General features: G+C 63.9%; 14 protein-coding genes. 5 read left to right on the top strand and 9 right to left on the bottom strand.

Going from position 1 to position 17704, the window contains the following annotated elements:
• The first annotated feature begins 137 nt into the window (after nt 1–137).
• Nucleotides 138–755, top strand: a complete 618-nt coding sequence (locus tag JQ609_RS20810; RefSeq protein WP_312014879.1) for a helix-turn-helix domain-containing protein — start codon at nt 138–140, stop codon at nt 753–755.
• Between the two features lie 126 nt (nt 756–881).
• On the opposite strand, the gene JQ609_RS20805 is transcribed toward JQ609_RS20810, so the two are convergent.
• The 3 genes from JQ609_RS20805 to JQ609_RS20795 form a co-directional block, all read right to left on the bottom strand.
• The gene (locus JQ609_RS20805) at nt 882–1499 is read right to left on the bottom strand and encodes a DUF2147 domain-containing protein (RefSeq protein WP_409363441.1); all 618 of its coding nucleotides are present in this window, start codon (nt 1497–1499) and stop codon (nt 882–884) included.
• Nucleotides 1500–1680: 181 nt separating this feature from the next.
• On the bottom strand, nt 1681–2937 hold the full coding sequence (gene urtA, locus JQ609_RS20800; protein WP_249128234.1) for an urea ABC transporter substrate-binding protein: 1257 nt from the start codon (nt 2935–2937) through the stop codon (nt 1681–1683).
• Nucleotides 2938–3072: 135 nt separating this feature from the next.
• Nucleotides 3073–4101, bottom strand: a complete 1029-nt coding sequence (locus JQ609_RS20795; protein ID WP_212214284.1) for an NAD(P)/FAD-dependent oxidoreductase — start codon at nt 4099–4101, stop codon at nt 3073–3075.
• A 179-nt stretch (nt 4102–4280) separates the two neighbouring features.
• On the opposite strand from JQ609_RS20795, the gene JQ609_RS20790 reads away from it, so the two are divergent.
• Both JQ609_RS20790 and JQ609_RS20785 read left to right on the top strand, forming a co-directional pair.
• Nucleotides 4281–4736, top strand: coding sequence for a thioesterase family protein (locus JQ609_RS20790; RefSeq protein WP_212214287.1), 456 nt, complete (start codon nt 4281–4283; stop codon nt 4734–4736).
• Nucleotides 4736–5842 carry a S9 family peptidase gene (locus tag JQ609_RS20785; RefSeq protein WP_212274778.1) on the top strand — a complete coding sequence of 369 codons (1107 nt, stop codon included), beginning with the start codon at nt 4736–4738 and terminating at the stop codon, nt 5840–5842. The genes JQ609_RS20790 and JQ609_RS20785 overlap by 1 nt, the downstream gene beginning before the upstream one ends.
• 26 nt (nt 5843–5868) lie before the next feature.
• Here JQ609_RS20785 and JQ609_RS20780 read toward each other — a convergent pair whose 3' ends face one another.
• Nucleotides 5869–6189, bottom strand: a complete 321-nt coding sequence (locus JQ609_RS20780; protein WP_192737738.1) for a 2Fe-2S iron-sulfur cluster-binding protein — start codon at nt 6187–6189, stop codon at nt 5869–5871.
• Between the two features lie 142 nt (nt 6190–6331).
• Nucleotides 6332–6709 carry an Hpt domain-containing protein gene (locus JQ609_RS20775; RefSeq protein WP_212214294.1) on the bottom strand — a complete coding sequence of 126 codons (378 nt, stop codon included), beginning with the start codon at nt 6707–6709 and terminating at the stop codon, nt 6332–6334.
• A gap of 384 nt (nt 6710–7093) precedes the next feature.
• On the opposite strand from JQ609_RS20775, the gene JQ609_RS20770 reads away from it, so the two are divergent.
• The gene (locus JQ609_RS20770) at nt 7094–13111 is read left to right on the top strand and encodes a negative regulator of septation ring formation (protein ID WP_212274777.1); all 6018 of its coding nucleotides are present in this window, start codon (nt 7094–7096) and stop codon (nt 13109–13111) included.
• Between the two features lie 189 nt (nt 13112–13300).
• Here JQ609_RS20770 and JQ609_RS20765 read toward each other — a convergent pair whose 3' ends face one another.
• The 4 genes from JQ609_RS20765 to JQ609_RS20750 form a co-directional block, all read right to left on the bottom strand.
• Nucleotides 13301–13444: a hypothetical protein gene (locus tag JQ609_RS20765; protein ID WP_212274776.1), complete on the bottom strand. Its 144-nt coding sequence runs from the start codon at nt 13442–13444 to the stop codon at nt 13301–13303.
• Nucleotides 13445–13624: 180 nt separating this feature from the next.
• Complete coding sequence (locus JQ609_RS20760; RefSeq protein WP_212214300.1) at nt 13625–14533, bottom strand: MlaD family protein; 909 nt, start codon at nt 14531–14533, stop codon at nt 13625–13627.
• Nucleotides 14534–14647: 114 nt separating this feature from the next.
• The gene (locus JQ609_RS20755; RefSeq protein ID WP_212264242.1) at nt 14648–15418 is read right to left on the bottom strand and encodes an ABC transporter ATP-binding protein; all 771 of its coding nucleotides are present in this window, start codon (nt 15416–15418) and stop codon (nt 14648–14650) included.
• 2 nt (nt 15419–15420) lie between these two features.
• Nucleotides 15421–16554: an ABC transporter permease gene (locus tag JQ609_RS20750; RefSeq protein ID WP_212214304.1), complete on the bottom strand. Its 1134-nt coding sequence runs from the start codon at nt 16552–16554 to the stop codon at nt 15421–15423.
• Between the two features lie 141 nt (nt 16555–16695).
• On the opposite strand from JQ609_RS20750, the gene dgcA reads away from it, so the two are divergent.
• Complete coding sequence (gene dgcA, locus JQ609_RS20745; protein WP_212274775.1) at nt 16696–17703, top strand: N-acetyl-D-Glu racemase DgcA; 1008 nt, start codon at nt 16696–16698, stop codon at nt 17701–17703.
• The last annotated feature ends 1 nt before the right edge of the window (nt 17704 follow it).

Genomic DNA, 17704 nt, shown 5'->3' with positions numbered 1-17704 from the left:
ACTGCAGCGGACTGAACACGCCGCAACGATGCACCGCCGCCAATCCTGCTGTCCATGCTTGCCTCACCTTGAACACAATTCGCACTGGGTGTAATATTGTAATTGCACTTAGTGTAATTTTGCAAGGAAATATATTCGTGCCACAAGACGCCATGGAGAATGCGTCCCCCAAGGAGGAAGGCCTGCGCGAGCGGAAGCGGCGCGAGACGCTGCATCGCATCGCCGAGCAAGGCCTGAAACTGTTTCTGACCAACGGCTACGAGGCCACCACGCTCGATGCGATCGCGGAGGCCGCGGGGATCTCGCGGCGAACGTTCTTCTACTACTTCAAGTCCAAGGAAGAGATTCTGCTGGCGTGGCAGGACGGCGGTTTCAACGAGACCCTGCGAGCCGCCTTGCTGGAGCAATCGACCAAACAGTCCCCCCTCAACGCCGTGAAGAGCGCCTTATTGGAGCTGACGTTGCGCTTTCAGGCCGATTACAAGCAAACCAGGGTGATCGAACGCCTGATGTGCGCGAACGAGTCGCTTCGCATCCGACACCAGGCGAAATATGTAGAGAAGGAACAAGCGGTATTCGACGCGCTCTGCCAGATGTGGCCGCAGCCCAAGCGGCAGCCTGCGCTCCGCGTCGTCGCGATGATGTCGATCGGAGCCCTGCGTCTCGCGATCGATAACTGGAACCGCGAGGAGGGAAAGCGACCTATCGCCGCTTACCTCAAAGAGGCTTTCGCCGACCTGAAGTCGGAGATTTGAAGCCCTTTGGCCGAACGGCCACCGCTACAGCCTTTTCCGTTCCGATGGAATCGGAACGGAGCTTTAGATTCTTGTTTTGACGCGTTTTCTTCACGCGAACCGGTGTCTACTTCGCTGGAAAACGCTCTAACGCGCGGGGGCCGGCGCTCCCGGTGGCGGCGCGAGCGCCGGCGTCGTCGCCTTCTTTGGGGCGGGCGCTTTCGGAGCAGGCTGCTTCATCGCCGCCGCCTGTGCCGGCAGGTATTTCGCGATGATGGCGGGGTCGAGCGTTGCTATCGAAGTATCCGGCAGCCGGGTCCAGACCTCGTCCCTGCCCAATAACGAGAAGCCGAGATAGCCGCGCATGGTCAACGTCTGTCCGTCGGGACTGAGCGTCATCTTGGCTTTGTAGATCTTGCCGTCGCGCGGATCGAGCACATTGCCGTTCTCGTATTTCAGTCCGTCGCGTTTCATGTCGCGAATGAACGAGAGCCCGAGCCACGGCTGATCTTTTCGATCGTCGGTGCATTTTGAGCAGACCGGATTGGGAGCATCGCCTGGCTCAGGAAAAAGCTTGGCAAACGCGCCTTCATAGAGGCCGTCGCGATCGACCACCAGAAACCATCCGACCGGCTTGCCCTTCTCGACCTTTTGCCACAGCCCGGCGGCTGACGGCTCCGCCGTTTGCGCAGCAAGTTCGCAAACGAACGCAAAGCCCATCACGATCGGCAATATCAGTCGAATCAAGGAAAGCGCATTTCGCATCGTCATCACCTGACTTATTCACAAAATGAATGGCCGCAGACTAAGGCCATTTCGCGGACGGTTCCAGTGCCTGGACGGACGAACGCGAGACCGCGGCGAACGAGCCGCGGCCATTCGGTCATATTTTCGTTGGAATCATCGCCAGCAAGAGCCAGGAACCGGCTCGATACGCAAACCGGCTTCAATGGCCTCCGCACTTGTTGGTCTTGGTGTTGTAGTTGCCGCACTTCCTGCCAACCCAGTCGCCGATCAGGTCCCTGGAGCCCTCGAGTTCGTTCGACCACGCATCGCCGGCCACCAGGCCCGGGGCCTTCCACACCACGTCGAACTGACCATTGATTTTGACTTCACCAATGAACACCGGCTTGGTGATGTGATGGTTCGGAAGCATCTTCGCGATGCCGCCGGTCAGATTTGGAGTTTCGATGCCCGGCAGCGCGTCGATCACCTTGTCCGGATCGGTCGACTTCACCTTCTCAACCGCCTTCACCCACATGTTGAAGCCGATATAGGTGGCTTCCATCGGATCGTTGGTGTCGCGCTTCGGATTCTTGGTATAGGCCTGCCAGGCCTTGATGAACTTCTCGTTGGCCGGATCCTTGATCGACTGGAAGTAGTTCCAGGCGGCCAGATGACCGAGCAGTGGCCTGGTGTCGATGCCGGCGAGTTCTTCTTCGCCGACCGAGAACGCGACAACCGGAATGTCGCTCGCCTTGATGCCCTGGTTGCCGAGTTCCTTGTAGAAGGGAACGTTGGCGTCGCCGTTGATGGTGGAAACGACGGCGGTCTTCTTGCCGGCCGAGCCGAACTTCTTGATGTCGGCCACGATCGTCCGCCAGTTCGAATGACCGAACGGCGTGTAATTGATCATGATATCTTCCTGCGCAACGCCTTTCGACTTCAAGTAGGCTTCGAGGATCCTGTTGGTGGTGCGCGGATAGACGTAGTCGGTGCCGGCCAGCACCCAGCGCTGCACCTTCTCGTACTTCATCAGATAGTCGACCGCGGGGATCGCCTGCTGGTTCGGCGCCGCCCCGGTGTAGAACACGTTGCGCTCGCTCTCTTCTCCCTCGTACTGCACGGGGTAGAACAGGATCGAGTTCAGCTCCTTGAACACCGGGAGCACCGACTTGCGCGACACCGAGGTCCAGCAGCCGAATACGACAGAGACCTTGTCCTTGGTGATCAGCTCGCGGGCCTTTTCCGCGAACAGCGGCCAGTTCGACGCCGGGTCGACCACGACCGCCTCAAGCTTCCTGCCGAGTAAGCCGCCCTTCTTGTTCTGCTCGTCGACCAGGAAGAGGACGGTGTCCTTCAGCGTGGTTTCACTGATGGCCATGGTGCCGGAGAGCGAATGCAGGACGCCGACCTTGATGGTGTCGTCCGAACTCTCGCTACCGACGGCGCTACCCGCCGGCAGCAGGGAGCACAAAAACAAGATGACCGCGCACCGCCTCACTCGGTTCGACCAACGTTTCACGGTGCTCTCCGAATGGGACAGCTCAGGGGCGCTGCTGTAAAAAGAACGTCAGTCGAACTCTTAGTCAAATACTTTCGTTAGATGCGCCGGCTGTCAGTTGACGCCGAGCTTCTTCTGCAGGCTCGATGACGAGGTCGTGTACTGGAAGACGAGGCGCTTGTCCGGATAGACGTAGCGATGCGCCTTCTGCGCCATCAGCGCGCCCTCGTGGAATCCGCTCAGGATCAGCTTCAGCTTGCCCGGATAGGTATTGATGTCGCCGATCGCAAATATGCCTGACACATTGGTTTCGAAGGCGGCGGTTTCGACCGGCACCAGATTGTTCTCGAGCGCAACGCCCCAGTTCGCAACCGGTCCGAGCTTCATGGTCAGCCCGAAGAACGGCAGCATGGTATCGCACTCGACCTTCGAGACCGCGTTGTCGTTGCCTTTCATCATGGCGCCCGAGAGCTTGCCGCCCTCGCCTTCAAGCGAGGTGACCTGACCGATCTTCAGGTCCATTTTTCCGGAAGCCACCAGTGCACGCATCTGTTCGACGCTGTGTGGAGCGGCGCGGAAATCATCGCGCCGGTGCAGCAGCGTCACGTGCTTGGCAATGGGGTGCAGATTGAGCGTCCAGTCGAGTGCGGAATCGCCGCCGCCGACAATCAGGATATTCTTGTCGCGGAACTGCTCCATCTTGCGCACCGCGTAGAACACCGAGGTGCCCTCATAGGCCTCGATGCCCGGCACCGGCGGGCGCTTGGGCTGGAACGAGCCGCCGCCCGCGGAGATCACGACCACCTTGCATTCGAACACCTGGCCGGCGTCGGTGGTGACGCGAAAGAGAGGATCGCCGATCTTCTCGATCGTCTCCACCATCTCGTTGAGGTGAAAGGTCGGATTGAACGGCTTGATCTGCTCCAGCAGCGCGTCGGTGAGGCCCTGGCCGGTGACAAAGGGAATGCCGGGAATGTCGTAGATCGGTTTTTCCGGATAGAGCTCGGCGCACTGGCCGCCGATCTTGTCGAGGATGTCGACCAGATGCGTCTTCATATCGAGGAGGCCCAGTTCGAACACGGCGAACAGTCCGCAAGGACCTGCACCAATAATCAGCACATCGGTTTTGATCGCTTCGCTCATCTCAGCTTCTTTTCGGTTGGACCGCGCCGATGGCCTGGGCGGCGCTTCTGGGGCAGCGTCTGTCTAGCCAACGCCGGTGGAACAGGAAAGCCATAATATGGCAGGTGGCCTTCGCCTCAACCCCTTGCCGGAGCAGGATAACTGGGCTGTAACAACGTGAAACGTTCGGAGACCGCCCCGTGAACGCCCCTGCCCGCCTCGATTCAACGCCGCGCCTGGAGGATTTCCCCTACCGGCTGACCGACAATGTGCGTTTCGCCGACCTCGACCCCAACCAGCACGTCAACAACGCGGTTTATGCGACCTATTTCGAAACCGGCCGCGTCACGCTGATGAAGGACCGCAGCTATGGGCTGATGCCGGACGGCGTCAGCTGGATCATGGTCCGGCTCGACATCCATTTTCGCGCCGAGCTGCGCTGGCCGGGCACCATCGAGATGGGGCTCGGGGTCGTGAAATTCGGCCGCACCTCCGTGACCTTCGATCAGGTGGTGTTCTCCGAAGGCACATGCGTCGCCTCGGCGCAATCGGTATCGGTGCTGCTCAATGAGGCGACACGAAAGCCGACACCGCTGACCGAGGAGATCATCGGAAACTTCCAGCGCTGGCTGCGGCGCGGAATGGACGGACGATAATGCACGCCGCGCTGCTGGCGGTGTTGATCGTCTCCGCGACGATAAAGCCCGCCGCGGCCGATGGATACCATCGCGAGGATTTGCGCATTCCGATGGCGGCTGCGGAAACGGTGGGCCTTGAGGCAATGCTGGTGCGGCCCTCGGGCAGCGGACGCTATCCACTGGCGCTGATCAGCCACGGCGCACCGCGCGATCACACCGCGCGAGCCGACATGTCGCCGTATGGCATGTACCGGCAGGCGATCGAATTCGCGCGGCGCGGTTTCGCAGCGCTGGTCGTGATGCGGCGAGGCTATGGCGAGTCCGGCGGCCGATATGCCGAGAGCAATGGTCGCTGCGCCAATCGTGATTATTTGCGATCGGCCCGGGCGTCTGCCGAAGATTTGGCCGCCGCGATCCGGGCCATGCAGGACCGCACCGACGTTTCCACGAGCGGCATGATCGCGGTCGGCTCCTCGGCGGGCGGCTTTGCCAGCATCGCGCTCGCCGCCACTGCGCCGCCCGGACTCGTCGCCGCGATCAGCTTCGCCGGCGGGCGCGGTTCACGTGCCGATGACGATGTCTGCGACGAGGCGGCACTGGTCCGGGCATTTGCGGCGCTCGGCCGGACGTCGCGAATTCCGACGCTGTGGATCTATGCGGAAAACGACAAGTTCTTTCGCCCCGACCTCGCGCACCGGATGCACGCGGCGTTCACCGGCGCCGGCGGCCGCGCTGAATTGATCGACGCCCCAGCGTTCCGCGACGACGGCCACACGCTGTTCTCGAGGGGCATTGCGCTATGGACCCCGATGGTCGATCGCTTCCTGCACGAGCAGAATCTGGGAACGCGGGAACTGGCCGCAGCACCGCTTCCGGCAGCGCTTTCGCCGCCGCCCCGGTTGGGTGAAAAAGGCCGCTCAGCCTTTGCAGATTATTTGTCCGCGAGCCCTCACAAGGCATTTGCGGTGTCCCCGACCGGCGGCTTTGGCTACCGTGCCGGGCAGCGGTCCGCCGTCGCGGCGCAGGACGCGGCCCTTGCCGCATGCGCAAAGGCTGCCGCCGACTGCGCGGTTTATGCGGTCGATGAGGACCTGGTCGAAAGGGAGCGCGCCGGAGCACGCTGAACCATCCGGCGGAGCCGGACGAGGTTCTACGCCTGCCGTTCCGGCGTCGAGACCACGAGGCCGTCGAGTTCGTCGGAGACCTTGATCTGGCACGACAGGCGCGAATTCGGCCGTACGTCGAAGCCGAAATCCAGCATGTCCTCTTCCATCGGCGTGGGCGAGCCGACCTTCTCGCGCCATTCTTCCTCGACATAGACGTGGCAGGTCGCGCAGGCGCAGGCCCCGCCGCATTCGGCTTCGATGCCCGGAATGGCGTTGCGGATCGCGGCTTCCATCACGGTCGCGCCGTTTTCGACTTCAATGGTTCGTTTTTCGCCGGAATGGTCGACAAAGTGGATTTTGGCCATGATCGCTCGTGCTGCCGGTATACGGTAGGAGGGTCCCCGGCAGTCCTATAACGGGTCGATCCGCACAGCGCCAGCGGTCGGAACGAAAACCTAAGGGGCTAATTTGGCGGGGTTTTGGCGGGCGTCAGATCGCAGGCCCGCGTCAGGACCGGCGCAGAATCGCCTCGATCGCCGCCCGCGCCCGCGCAATGGCCTCGTCGAGTTCGGCAACAAGGCGGGACGGATCGGCGCCATCGGCAAGAACCGCCTCCAGCCGGGCGGCGGTTTCCGCCACACCGAAGGCGCCGATCGCGCGGGCCGAGCCCTTCAGCGTATGGGCCAGCGCATCGGCATCTGCCGGCACGGTGGCAAGCATGGCCATCAGCTTGGCCGACTGGGCCGCGAACATCGCCAGCACCTCCTGTTCGAGGCCGGCATCGTCAAGCGTCATGCGCTTAAGGTGTTCGAAATCGATCGGACCGTCATCGGGAGCGAGCGGCGGCGATGGCATCCATTGTATCCGTTCAAGGTGAAGCGGCATGGCCTGACCCACATCTCCCCGCCGGACCGATCCAGGCAGGGCCGTTTTGGCCACCCAATCACGAAACTGGTTAATGGAACGTTCACCGGAATTGCCGCAACTTTGCCTACTTTTCGCCGAGGACTTGCCGCAAAGGACGGTCTCCCACGGGAATTTCGAGTATCCGTAAGGCCTTAAGCCACAAAGCTGTTAACGATGATTAAGAAAGTCTTAATCGCGGCCATTTCATTCGCATCACTCAACCAATAGGATGTTTGCGGATGTAGCGGACAAGCCGCCGACGGGGCGCGGCTGCGTCCGTGTGGGGCAAAGATCCGGTTTGGGCTTGCGGGGGCGTTTGCAAGACTAGCTGGACGCGTAAAAAGTAAGAGGGCTCGACTGAACATGGCGAACAATCCCAAGAAGGTCAAAGATCCCACCGAAGTCGCGCTTTCCGCCATTCAGGAAGCGCTGAACATCAGTGACACCACTGTCGATCCCAATCGCAATTCGATCGGCAACAACGACCTTTCGCCATCAAGCATTTCGTCCACGCCCCCGGCCTATTCCGAAACCCCGTTCGATACGCGCGTTGATACGCGGTCTGGCGTCGACCGCCAGGTCTTCGATCCGATCGAAGAGCCGCGCGCCCCGCGTCGCGCCGCCAACGACGACCGCGAAACCATCGGACAAATTCTCCAGGCAATCCAGAAGGGCCGTCCTGCCCGCGGCGTCTATACGCTTGCCACCGTGTTCGCCGGCGTCTGGATCGTCGGCTGCGCACTGCTGACCGCCGCGTTCCTGCCTTCGCTGCAGGCCGCAATGGGACAGAGCGGCGGCGTGTTGGTGCTGGGCGGCCTTGCCGCGCTGTTCTTTGCGCCGGTGCTGCTGTTCTATTTCCTCGCCAGCCTTGCCTGGCGCGGCCAGGAAATGCGGATGATCGCGCAATCGATGGCGCAGGTCGCGATCCGCTTCTCCGAGCCCGAAGGTGCCGCCTCCGACTCGATGGTGACGGTCGGCCAGGCGATCCGCCGCGAAGTCGCTGCGATGGGCGACGGCGTCGAACGCGCGATCGCGCGCGCCGGCGAACTGGAAACGCTGGTGGCCAACGAAGTCGCGGCGCTGGAGCGTGCCTATTCCGACAACGAAGTGCGCATCCGCGCGTTGCTGCAGGACATCGCCCATCAGCGCGACAATCTGGTCGGCCAGGCCGAGCAGGTTCGCAGCGCCATTTCCGGCGTGCAGATCGACCTGCGCCACGACATCGCGCTGATCTCGGACGCGATCGCCTCGCGCGTCGACGAAGTCGCGAAAAGCATCACCGGCGCGCTGGAAGAACGCGGCGCCCACATCACCACCGCCTTGAGCCATGCCGGCGACAACATGATCCTCGCGCTCGGCGAGCGCGGCGGCGACCTGCTCGACCGCCTCGAGGAAGCCAGCGCCGAGACCACGCGCGCCGTGCTCGACGCCTCGGAGCGGCTGACCACCAGCCTCAACTTCAAGACCGGCCACGTCCATGACGAGTTCGTCGATCTGGCCGATCGCGTCCACGAGATGCTGAACGAACGCATCGACCGCATCACCGGCGAGTTCGAGCAGCGTTCCTCGACCATCGTCGACGGCATTTCCGACCGCACCGAACAGGTCCACGACTCCCTGAAGAATTCCAGCGACTCGCTGCTGCTCGAGCTCGAGCTGCGCAGCGGCGATCTCGTCAGCAAGATCGACGAGGCCGGCAACCGCCTGGCGACCCGCATCATGACCTCCGGCGACAAGGCCAGCGACGCGCTCGACGTGACCGTGAACTCGCTGGTCGCCAAGGTCGTCAGCCAGACCGAGACCGCGCATGACAGCCTCTCGCTGCAGATGAGCGCGTTCGACGAACTGGTGAAGAACCAGGGCAGCGAACTGGTCGAGAAATTCGCCCGCGACTCAGGCACGCTCGGCGCCCTGATCACCCGTCACATCTCCGAATTCGACCGCACCGTCAAAACCTTCGGCGGCGAGATCGTCGACCGCATGGGCCAGCGGACGCAGGACATCGCCGAGAGCCTGAAGAACTATGTCGACACTTTCGACACCCGCCTGATCTCCAACAGCGGCGAGATCACCGCCTCGCTCGATCAGCGCCTGCTGCAGTTCGAAACCACGCTGAGCACGCGCGTCAACCATCTCGACAACTCGCTCGACACCAAGATCCGGTCGTTCGACGAGACCGTCGACGGCCGTCTGAAAGCGCTCGAACAGACCTTCGACACCCGCGCCAGGTCCGTCACCGAGACGATCGATGATCGCCTCGGCACACTGGCGAGCTCGTTGACCGATGGTGCCGCGCAGGCAATCCACTCGATCGACTCGCGTCTCACCGAACTCACCTCGTCGCTGACCGGAGGCACCACGCAGGCCATCCAGTCGATCGACTCCCGCCTCACCAACCTGACGACGTCGCTGACGGTCGGCGCCGCGCAAGCCGTCGAAGCTATCGACCAGCGCCTCACCAACGTCACCACCTCGCTGACCGTTGGCGCTGCGCAAGCGGTCGAAGCCATCGACCAGCGCCTCGGCAACGTCACCACGTCGCTGACCGTTGGCACCGCGCAAGCGGTCGAAGCCATCGACCTGCGCCTCGGCAACGTCACCACGTCGCTGACAACAGGCACGGCGCAAGCCGTCGAAGCCATCGACCAGCGCCTCGGCAACGTCACCACGTCGCTGACGGTTGGCACCGCACAGGCAGTCGAAGCCGTGGACCAGCGCATCACCAGCGTGACCCAGACCATCGACGGCCGCAGCGCCTATCTGATCGACACCATCGCGGCGCGGTTCCAGGATATCCACCAGGGTATCGAAACCCGGGTCGGCGCCGTCGCCACCGACATCGACATGCGCGTCGCCCAGTTCGAGGATCTGCTCGGCTCGCGCGTCGAAGCCGTGGCCGGCCGTATCGAAAGCAGCGGCCGTCAGGCCAGCGACGACCTCATGGCGCGCGCCGAGCTGTTGTCCTCGGGCATCAGGTCGCACGTCGAGGACGCCGAGCGCTCGCTCACCAACCTCGTGGTCAACACCTCTGAAACCATCCAGACCGGCGCGCGTACCGCGCAGCAGGCGCTGCTCACGGTTTCGTCCGATGTCGGCGCCCAGCTGAGGCTGACATCGGCCGAGGTCGAAAGCTCCCTCACCGCCGTCGGCACCGGTGCCGCGAACTCGATCCTCACCAGCGCCCGCGAGGCCCAGACCTCGCTGGTCTCGGCTTCCAGCGAAGCGGCGTCCCAGATCAAATTGCTGGCCGACGACGTCGAGCGCACGCTCTCGGCCGCCGGCAACGCCACCGCTGCGTCGGTACTCTCCGGCGCCCGCGAGGCCCAGACCACGCTGGTTACGGCGTCCGCGGACGCGGCAAGCCAGGTCAAGTCGCTCGCAGCCGACGTCGAACGTGCCCTGTCGGCCGCCGGATCCGCCACTGCCGAAGCCGTCACGACCGGCGCCCGCGAAGCCCAGAACACCTTGATCGCGGCCTCCACGGAGGCCACCAACCAGGTCAAGTCGCTGGCCGCCGATGTGCAGCGCTCGCTGTCGATCGCCGGCACCGCCACCGCCGAATCGATTACCGCCGGCGCCCGCGAGGCGCAGAGCACGCTGGTCAACGCGTCCACGGATGCGGCGAACCAGGTCAAGTCGCTCGCCGCCGACGTGCAGCGCTCGCTGTCGATCGCCGGCACCGCCACCGCGGAATCTATTACCGCCGGTGCCCGCGACGCCCAGAACACCCTCATCAACGCGTCCGCGGATGCGGCCAACCACGTCAAGTCGCTCGCTGCCGACGTCGAACGCTCGCTCTCGGCCGCCGGTACCGCCACCGCCGAGGCCATCACGTCAGGTGCACGCGAAGCCCAGAACACCCTCGTCACCGTTTCCACGGATGCAACCAGCCAGGTCAAGTCGCTCACGGCCGACGTCGAGCGTTCGCTGTCTGCCGCCGGCACCGCCACTGCCGAGGCCATCACATCGGGTGCACGCGAAGCCCAGAACACCCTCCTCACCGCATCAACGGATGTCGCGACCAAGGTCGCGTCGCTCGCAGCCGACATGCAACGTTCGCTCTCGATGGCTGGCAATGCCACCGCCGAGTCGATCACATCGGGCGCCCGTGACGCGCAGAACGCGCTCACTACCGCGTCGACGGAAGCCGCCGACCACGTCAAGTCGCTGGCCATCGATGTCGAACGCACGCTGAGCGCGGTCGGCGCCGGCACCGCCGCCGCGATCCTCGGCACCGCGCGCGAAGCGCAGAGCTCGTTCGCCGCGACCTCGGCCGACGCCGCAAGCCAGATCAAGGCAATCGCCAGCGACATCGAGCGTTCGCTCGCAGCGGTCACCGCCGCCACCACCGACAACATCCAGACCACGGCGCAGACTGCCCAGAACGCGATCCAGGCCAGCGCGCAGAATGCACAGAGTGCACTCGTCGCCGCGTCGAACGAAGTCAGCTCCAAGGTCAAGACGACCTCGGCCGACATCGAACGCTCGGTGCTGTCGGCCAGCAGCAATTTCGGCTCGACGATGACCGGCAAGACCGACGAAATCGTCACCTACGTTCAGCAGCAGACCGATCGTCTGGCGCAGATCGTGGACAGCCGCCGAGGGTCGCTGGTCGAGGCGCTCAGCGCCAAGACCACCCAGCTCACGACCGAGCTCGACCGCGTCACCGCCGACTCGCTGAAGTCGATCGAGACAAGGGGCCAGGCGTTCTCGCAATCGATGGCGACCCATGGCTCGGAAGTCGCCCGCACGATCACCTCCGCGGGCGATATGGCAACCGGCGCGGTGGCCAAGTCGCTGAAGGATCTCGAGCAGTCGTCGCGTTCGGCCATCGACCAGTCGCGTCAGGTTTCGATCGCGGCCGTCACCGAAATGCAGGAGACCAGCAAGATCCTGCGCACCGACACCGTCGCGCTGTTCGAGCGGCTGCGTGAAGGCAACATCTTGTTGCAGGAAGTGCTGACCGGCGCTCACGACAACCTCAACTCGCTGGAGCGCGCCTTGGTGACCCGCGTGGCCGACTTCGTGTCCGCCATGAACGACGTCACCTCGCGCAACGGCGTTGCGACCCAGACGCTGGAAGACCAGCTCACCACGTTCAACACCAAGACCTCGAAGGCGCTGGAGGATCTCGGCTCGCTGTCGAGCGAGTTCGAAATCCACGGCAAGGCGCTGGTCGATGCCGCCACGGCGGTCGAACAGGCCAACCGCACCACCACGACGTCTGTCGCCGAACGCAAATCGCAACTTGAATCGCTGGTGACCACCATCGATCTGCGCACCACCGACCTTGATCAGCGGCTGTCGCGCTTCACCGGCTTGCTGGATGAATCGCTTGCCGCCGCCGAGGAACGCGCCCGCGACATCGCCCGCGTGGTGGCGGAAACCGCCGGCGCCGGTTCTGCCGCGATCAGCCGTCAGTTCGAAGCGGTCCGTGTCGCAGCCGAAAACGAGCGGCACCAGACCATCGACGCCATGAACGAACTGTACCAGCAGAGCAACGCCGAAACGGACGCGATGTTCAAGCAGTCGACCGAGAAGTTCGGCGCCATGGTGGTGGCCATGAAGCAGATGGCCTCCGAGATGCATCACGAGCTCGAGGCGACCCGCAACGAACTGCGCCGCGGCGTGCTCGAAATGCCGCAGGAGGCCGCCGACAACACCGCGCAGATGCGCAAGGTGATCGTCGACCAGATCGAGGCGCTGGCCGAACTCAACCGGATCGTCGCCCATCACGGCCGCGGCCTCGACGTCATGACGACGAGCCGCGCCAGCGTGCAACGCCAGGAAGAACCCGTGATGGCAGCAGCCGCTGGCGGCGCCCGCAATGACGTGCGCATGCGCGACACCGGCAGCGCGTCGAACCTGCCGCCGCCGGATCTCGGCATGCCGGCGACGCGCCGCACCGAAGCGCCGCCGGTCAGCCCGGCGAGCAACCAGGATGGCGGTCGCGACGGCTGGCTGTCGGACCTGCTCAGCCGTACCGACGCCGGTGGTCCGAGCGGTCGCGAGGCTCCCCGCCCGCGCGCGCAGCAAAGCCCGGCCAATCCGCTGGAATCGCTGTCGCTCGACATCGGCCGGCTGATGGATCGCAATCTCGCGGCCGAGATGTGGGATCGCTATCAGCGCGGCGAGAGCAAGGCTTTCACCAAACGGCTCTACACGCCCGCCGGCCAGAAGGCTTTCGATGAGGTCGCCCGCAAATACCGCGCCGACCGTACCTTCAAGCAGACGGTCGACCGCTACATCGCCGAGTTCGAACGCTTGCTCGACGAAGTTGCCCGGGAGGATCGCGGTCCGCAGGCGCTGCGCGGCCACCTGACCTCGGAGACCGGCCTCGTCTACACCCTGCTCGCGCATGCGGCGGGACGGCTGGGGTAAGGTTCGGGTTCAAGCTTACGAAATAAAAACGGAGGCCTCACGGCCTCCGTTTTGTTTTGCGTCTTTGCGAGGAGCGCAGCGACGACGCAATCCATTCTTCCGACGCGGCAAGATTGCTTCGCTTCGCTCGCAATGACGGCTCTCGCGGCGATTTCTCGCTGCTACTCAACATTCCCTATTTGCCGATACCTATTGCCGCTTCTGTCTGCTCGGCGCGGCGGCGGGCAAGGGCCGATCCGGGCGACGCACCGGCATCGGCGTCCGCATTGGCTCGATATCGATCTCGCGAAGCGGCGACGCCTGCAGCGCCGCGATCAGGGCTTCACCGGTCAAGTTGCCCTTGACGGCGCTTGCAGCGGCGAGGCGTCGCTGGCTTCGAGGCGGCTGATTCAGGTTCCTAGCCATGCTGATTAATTTAGATCATCCAGGTTGAATTCCAATGATCATCAACTCGCGACTGATTGCTTCGCTTCGCTCGCAATGACGGAGTTCACAGCGATTAGCGATCTACAATTACTGCCGCTTCTGCCCGCTCGGCGCTGCAGCCGCAGCGGGCGGTCTGGGCGCGGCCGGCCTGGCTGGTGGCGGCGCGGCTTCCGGCGCCGGCGCGGCGTTGTTGCTGCCGCCGAAAATCACCCGGCTCGGATTGCGGTCGAAATTGTTCACCGCGCGGCTGATGTCGGCGAGCGTACGGCGGCCATCGGAAATCAGCGCGCCCGTGCGCTTGTCTAGATCGTCAGCCAGTTCGCGGATCGACTTCACCATCAGGTTCAACTCGCCGCCGTTGGCACCGCCCGCGATGGTGTTGAGGCCGAGCATGAGATTGTCGGCCTTGAGCATGACGCCGTCGACCTTGAGCATGACGTTGTCGATCTTCTCGGAGTTGCGCGCGAGCGCTCCCGTAAAGGTCTCGAGGTTCCGCAGCGAGTTCTTCACTGACTCCTGGTTGTCGGCGACGATCCGGTTGACGTTTTGCAAGGTGGCGCGGATCGACTCCGTGACGTCCTGCAGCGCGGCCGGATCGGCGGTCAAAACCGGAACGCCGTCCTCGTCCAGCGGCACGGGTGGCGCACCCTCCTCGCCGCCCTTGAGCGAGATCGCAGCCACGCCGGTCAGTCCCTGGAATTCGAGGCCGACCAGGGTGTCCTTGCGGATCGGGGCGTTGTTCTCGACCATCGCCAATGCGACGACGCGACGCGGGTTGTCCAGCTTCACGCGGACAACTTCGCCTACCCGGATACCGTTAAAATTGACGCTGCCGCCATTGCGCAAGCCGGTCGCCGGGCCTTCGAAAATCACCCGCAGCGGACTGCGCGCCTTGGTGGTGTGCAGACTCTGGAACCAGAGTACGAATCCGAACGCCGCCGCGATCACCGCCAGGGTGAAGGCTCCGATCAGGACGTAGTTCGCCCGCGTTTCCATAACTCAAACTACTCCGGTATTGGGGCTCGGTTCTGATCAGAACCAGGCGCCCGACTTTATCCTTTTGACGCGTTTTCTTCACGCGAACCGGTACCCGCTTCGCTCGAAAACGCTCTAGCCCATCACAGCGCGGGCGCGTTTGCCGTGAAAATATTGCTGCAGCCATGGATGCTGCGAGGCCTGCATGTCGGCAATTGATCCTGCTGCAATGATCTTACCGTTCCCTAAAACGGCGATACGGTCGCAAGCCGTGTAAAGGCTGTCGAGGTCGTGGGTTACCATGAAAACGGTCAGCCCCAAAGTACGCTGCAGGGTGCGGACCAGTTCGTCGAAATCGCCGGCGCCGATCGGGTCGAGGCCCGAGGTCGGCTCGTCCAGGAACACCAGTTCCGGATCGAGCGCGAGCGCGCGCGCCAGCGCCACGCGCTTGATCATGCCGCCGGAAAGCTCGGACGGAAACCTGTCGGCGACTTCGGGCTTCAGGCCCACCATGCCGAGCTTGGCCACCATGACCTCGTCGAGCAGGCGCTGCGAGAGGTTGAGATATTCGCGCACCGGGAACTGGATGTTCTGCCGCACGGTAAGCGAGGAGAACAGCGCGCCTTGCTGGAACAGCACGCCCCAGCGCCGTTCGACCCCGCGCCGCTCGGCCGTAGAGGCCTTGTCGAGATCGACGCCGAACACTTCGATGCGGCCGGCGACCTTGGGAACGAGGCCGATGATGGTGCGCGTCAGCACGGATTTGCCCGCGCCCGACGGGCCGACAAAGCCCAGGATCTCGCCGCGCTTCACGTCGAGATTGAGCCCGTCGAGAATCCGCGTCTTGCCGAACTGCACCGTGATGTCGCGGACCCGGATGATGGCGTCGGAAATCTCGCCCACCATGGTCACATTCCGATCGATGCGAAGAAGATGGCGAACACGCCATCCATGACGATGACCAGGAAAATTCCCTTCACCACCGACGACGTGGTGTGTTGTCCGAGCGATTCGGCGCTGCCCTGCACCGCAAGCCCCTCGACACAGGCCACGATGCCGATCACCGCGGCCATGACCGGCGCCTTGATGAGCCCGACGATGAAATGATTGATCGAGATGGCGTCGCGCAGCCGCAGCAGGAAGGCTTCCGGTTCGACGCCGCCATAGAGATACGCCACGAGACCGCCGCCATAGAGTGCTGCCATCGCGCCGAGGAAAGCCAAAATCGGCAACGCCATGACCAGCGCTAGCATGCGCGGCAGGATCAGGACCTCGATCGGATCGAAACCCATGGTGCGCAGCGCGTCGATCTCCTCGCGCATTTTCATCGAGCCGAGTTCGGCGGTGTAGGCCGAGCCCGAACGCCCCGCCACCATGATCGCCACCAGCAGCACGCCGATCTCGCGCAGCACCAGCACGCCGAGCATGTCGACCACGAAAATATCGGCACCGAACTGACGGAAATGGAAAATGCCCTGCTGCGCGATGATGCAGCCGATCAAGAACGTGATCAGCACCACGATCGGCACCGCGCGCCAGCACACCTGCTCCAGATGATGCACGGTGGAGGTCAGGCGGAAACCGCGGGGACGAATCAGGACATGGCCGGCCGCCGCCAGCACCGCGCCGAGCATCTCGATCAACCCGACCAGGGTGCCGCCGACGCCGGCGACGCTGCGGCCGATCTGCTCCAGCATGCCCGTGATCGTCACCGAACGGGCCTGGACGACAGGCTCGGCTTTGACCCGGCGCACCTCGTCGACGAGGCTGGAATAATTCGCCGACAGGCCGGCGATCTTGGCCTCGATGCCGCCATCGGTCAGGCTGCGGCGCAGCCGTTCGATCAGCCAGGCGCCGAACGTATCGAGTTTCGACACCTGTGAGACGTCGATGAAGATGTTCGCGCGGCTGCCGCGAAGCTTCTCGGCGTCGGCCACCATTTTCTCGAGCACCGGGGCAAAGCGGGCCGTCCACGAACCGGCAGCGCACAGCGCAAGCCCGTTGCCTTGGGCTATCCGCTCCAGTGTCGGATCGCCGCTCACGATGCCCTCCCCCCGGTTGGCTCGCTAGTCATGCAATAGGTATGGTCCGGCACGCCGCACTGCCTTGTAGAATCTGTCCCTAACCAGCCATAGTTGGTAGCGGGGGGCAAGCTCACGGTTCAGAAATTGCCAGATTTTAAAATGACTTCCGGCCGATCCCAGGAATTTGCCCGACAGCTTGTTGCCCGTATCGAGCGCTGGCCGATCGCCGGCGCCTTCACCATCAGCCGGGGGGCCAAGACGGAAGCGGTTACCGTCGTCGCCGAAGTCAGCCATGGCGGCCATACCGGGCGCGGCGAGTGCGTTCCCTATCCCCGCTATGGCGAAACGGTGGAAGCGACCCTGGCTGCCCTTCAGGCGATGCAGGAACCGCTGTCCAGGGGATTGGACCGAACGGCCCTGCAGGCCGCGATGCCAGCAGGCGCCGCCCGGAACGCGCTGGATTGCGCGCTGTTGGACCTCGAGGCCAAAAGCAGGGGCCAGCGCGTCTGGACCCTGCTCGGCCGGCCGGCGCCGCGAGCCTGCACCACCGCCTACACGATTTCGCTCGGAACGCCGCAGGCGATGGCGGCAGCGACCGCAAAGGCGGCGCGCCGCCCGCTGCTCAAGATCAAGCTCGGCGGCGACGGCGACGAGCGGCGGATCGCTGCCGTCCGCAAGGCCGCCCCCGAATCCGAGTTGATCGTGGACGCCAACGAGGCCTGGACCTCGGACAATCTCGAACGGAACCTCAATGCCTGCGCCGAACTCGGCGTGACGCTGGTCGAGCAACCGCTTGCCGCCGCCAATGATGGTGCGCTGGCGCGCATCAGGCGGCCGGTCGCGGTCTGCGCCGACGAAAGCGTGCACGACCGCGCCTCGCTCAGGGGTCTTCGCGAACGCTATGACGCCGTCAACATCAAGCTCGACAAAACAGGCGGACTGACAGAAGCGCTTGATATGGCGGATGCCGCGCACGCACTCGGCTTCGAAATCATGATCGGCTGCATGGTTGCCACCTCGCTCGCGATGGCCCCTGCAATGCTGCTGGCGCAACACGCCCGCTTCGTCGATCTCGACGGCCCGTTGTTGCTGGCGCACGACCGCGACGACGGGCTGCGCTACGAAGGCAGTCTGGTTTATCCGCCGGAAGCCGCGCTCTGGGGCTGAT

The organism is Bradyrhizobium sp. AUGA SZCCT0169, from assembly GCF_018130085.1.
Classification (GTDB): domain Bacteria; phylum Pseudomonadota; class Alphaproteobacteria; order Rhizobiales; family Xanthobacteraceae; genus Bradyrhizobium.
The sequence above is the reverse complement of the archived record's forward strand: the minus strand, read 5'-3'. Positions and strand labels throughout refer to the sequence as shown.

Coding starts and splice junctions, on each gene's coding strand:
- JQ609_RS20805 (WP_409363441.1), bottom strand. CDS start 1,499: ATGCGAAATGCGCTTTCCTTGATTCGACTGATATTGCCGATCGTGATG.
- JQ609_RS20795 (WP_212214284.1), bottom strand. CDS start 4,101: ATGAGCGAAGCGATCAAAACCGATGTGCTGATTATTGGTGCAGGTCCT.
- JQ609_RS20785 (WP_212274778.1), top strand. CDS start 4,736: ATGCACGCCGCGCTGCTGGCGGTGTTGATCGTCTCCGCGACGATAAAG.
- JQ609_RS20780 (WP_192737738.1), bottom strand. CDS start 6,189: ATGGCCAAAATCCACTTTGTCGACCATTCCGGCGAAAAACGAACCATT.
- JQ609_RS20775 (WP_212214294.1), bottom strand. CDS start 6,709: ATGCCGCTTCACCTTGAACGGATACAATGGATGCCATCGCCGCCGCTC.
- JQ609_RS20770 (WP_212274777.1), top strand. CDS start 7,094: ATGGCGAACAATCCCAAGAAGGTCAAAGATCCCACCGAAGTCGCGCTT.
- JQ609_RS20760 (WP_212214300.1), bottom strand. CDS start 14,533: ATGGAAACGCGGGCGAACTACGTCCTGATCGGAGCCTTCACCCTGGCG.
- JQ609_RS20755 (WP_212264242.1), bottom strand. CDS start 15,418: ATGGTGGGCGAGATTTCCGACGCCATCATCCGGGTCCGCGACATCACG.
- dgcA (WP_212274775.1), top strand. CDS start 16,696: ATGACTTCCGGCCGATCCCAGGAATTTGCCCGACAGCTTGTTGCCCGT.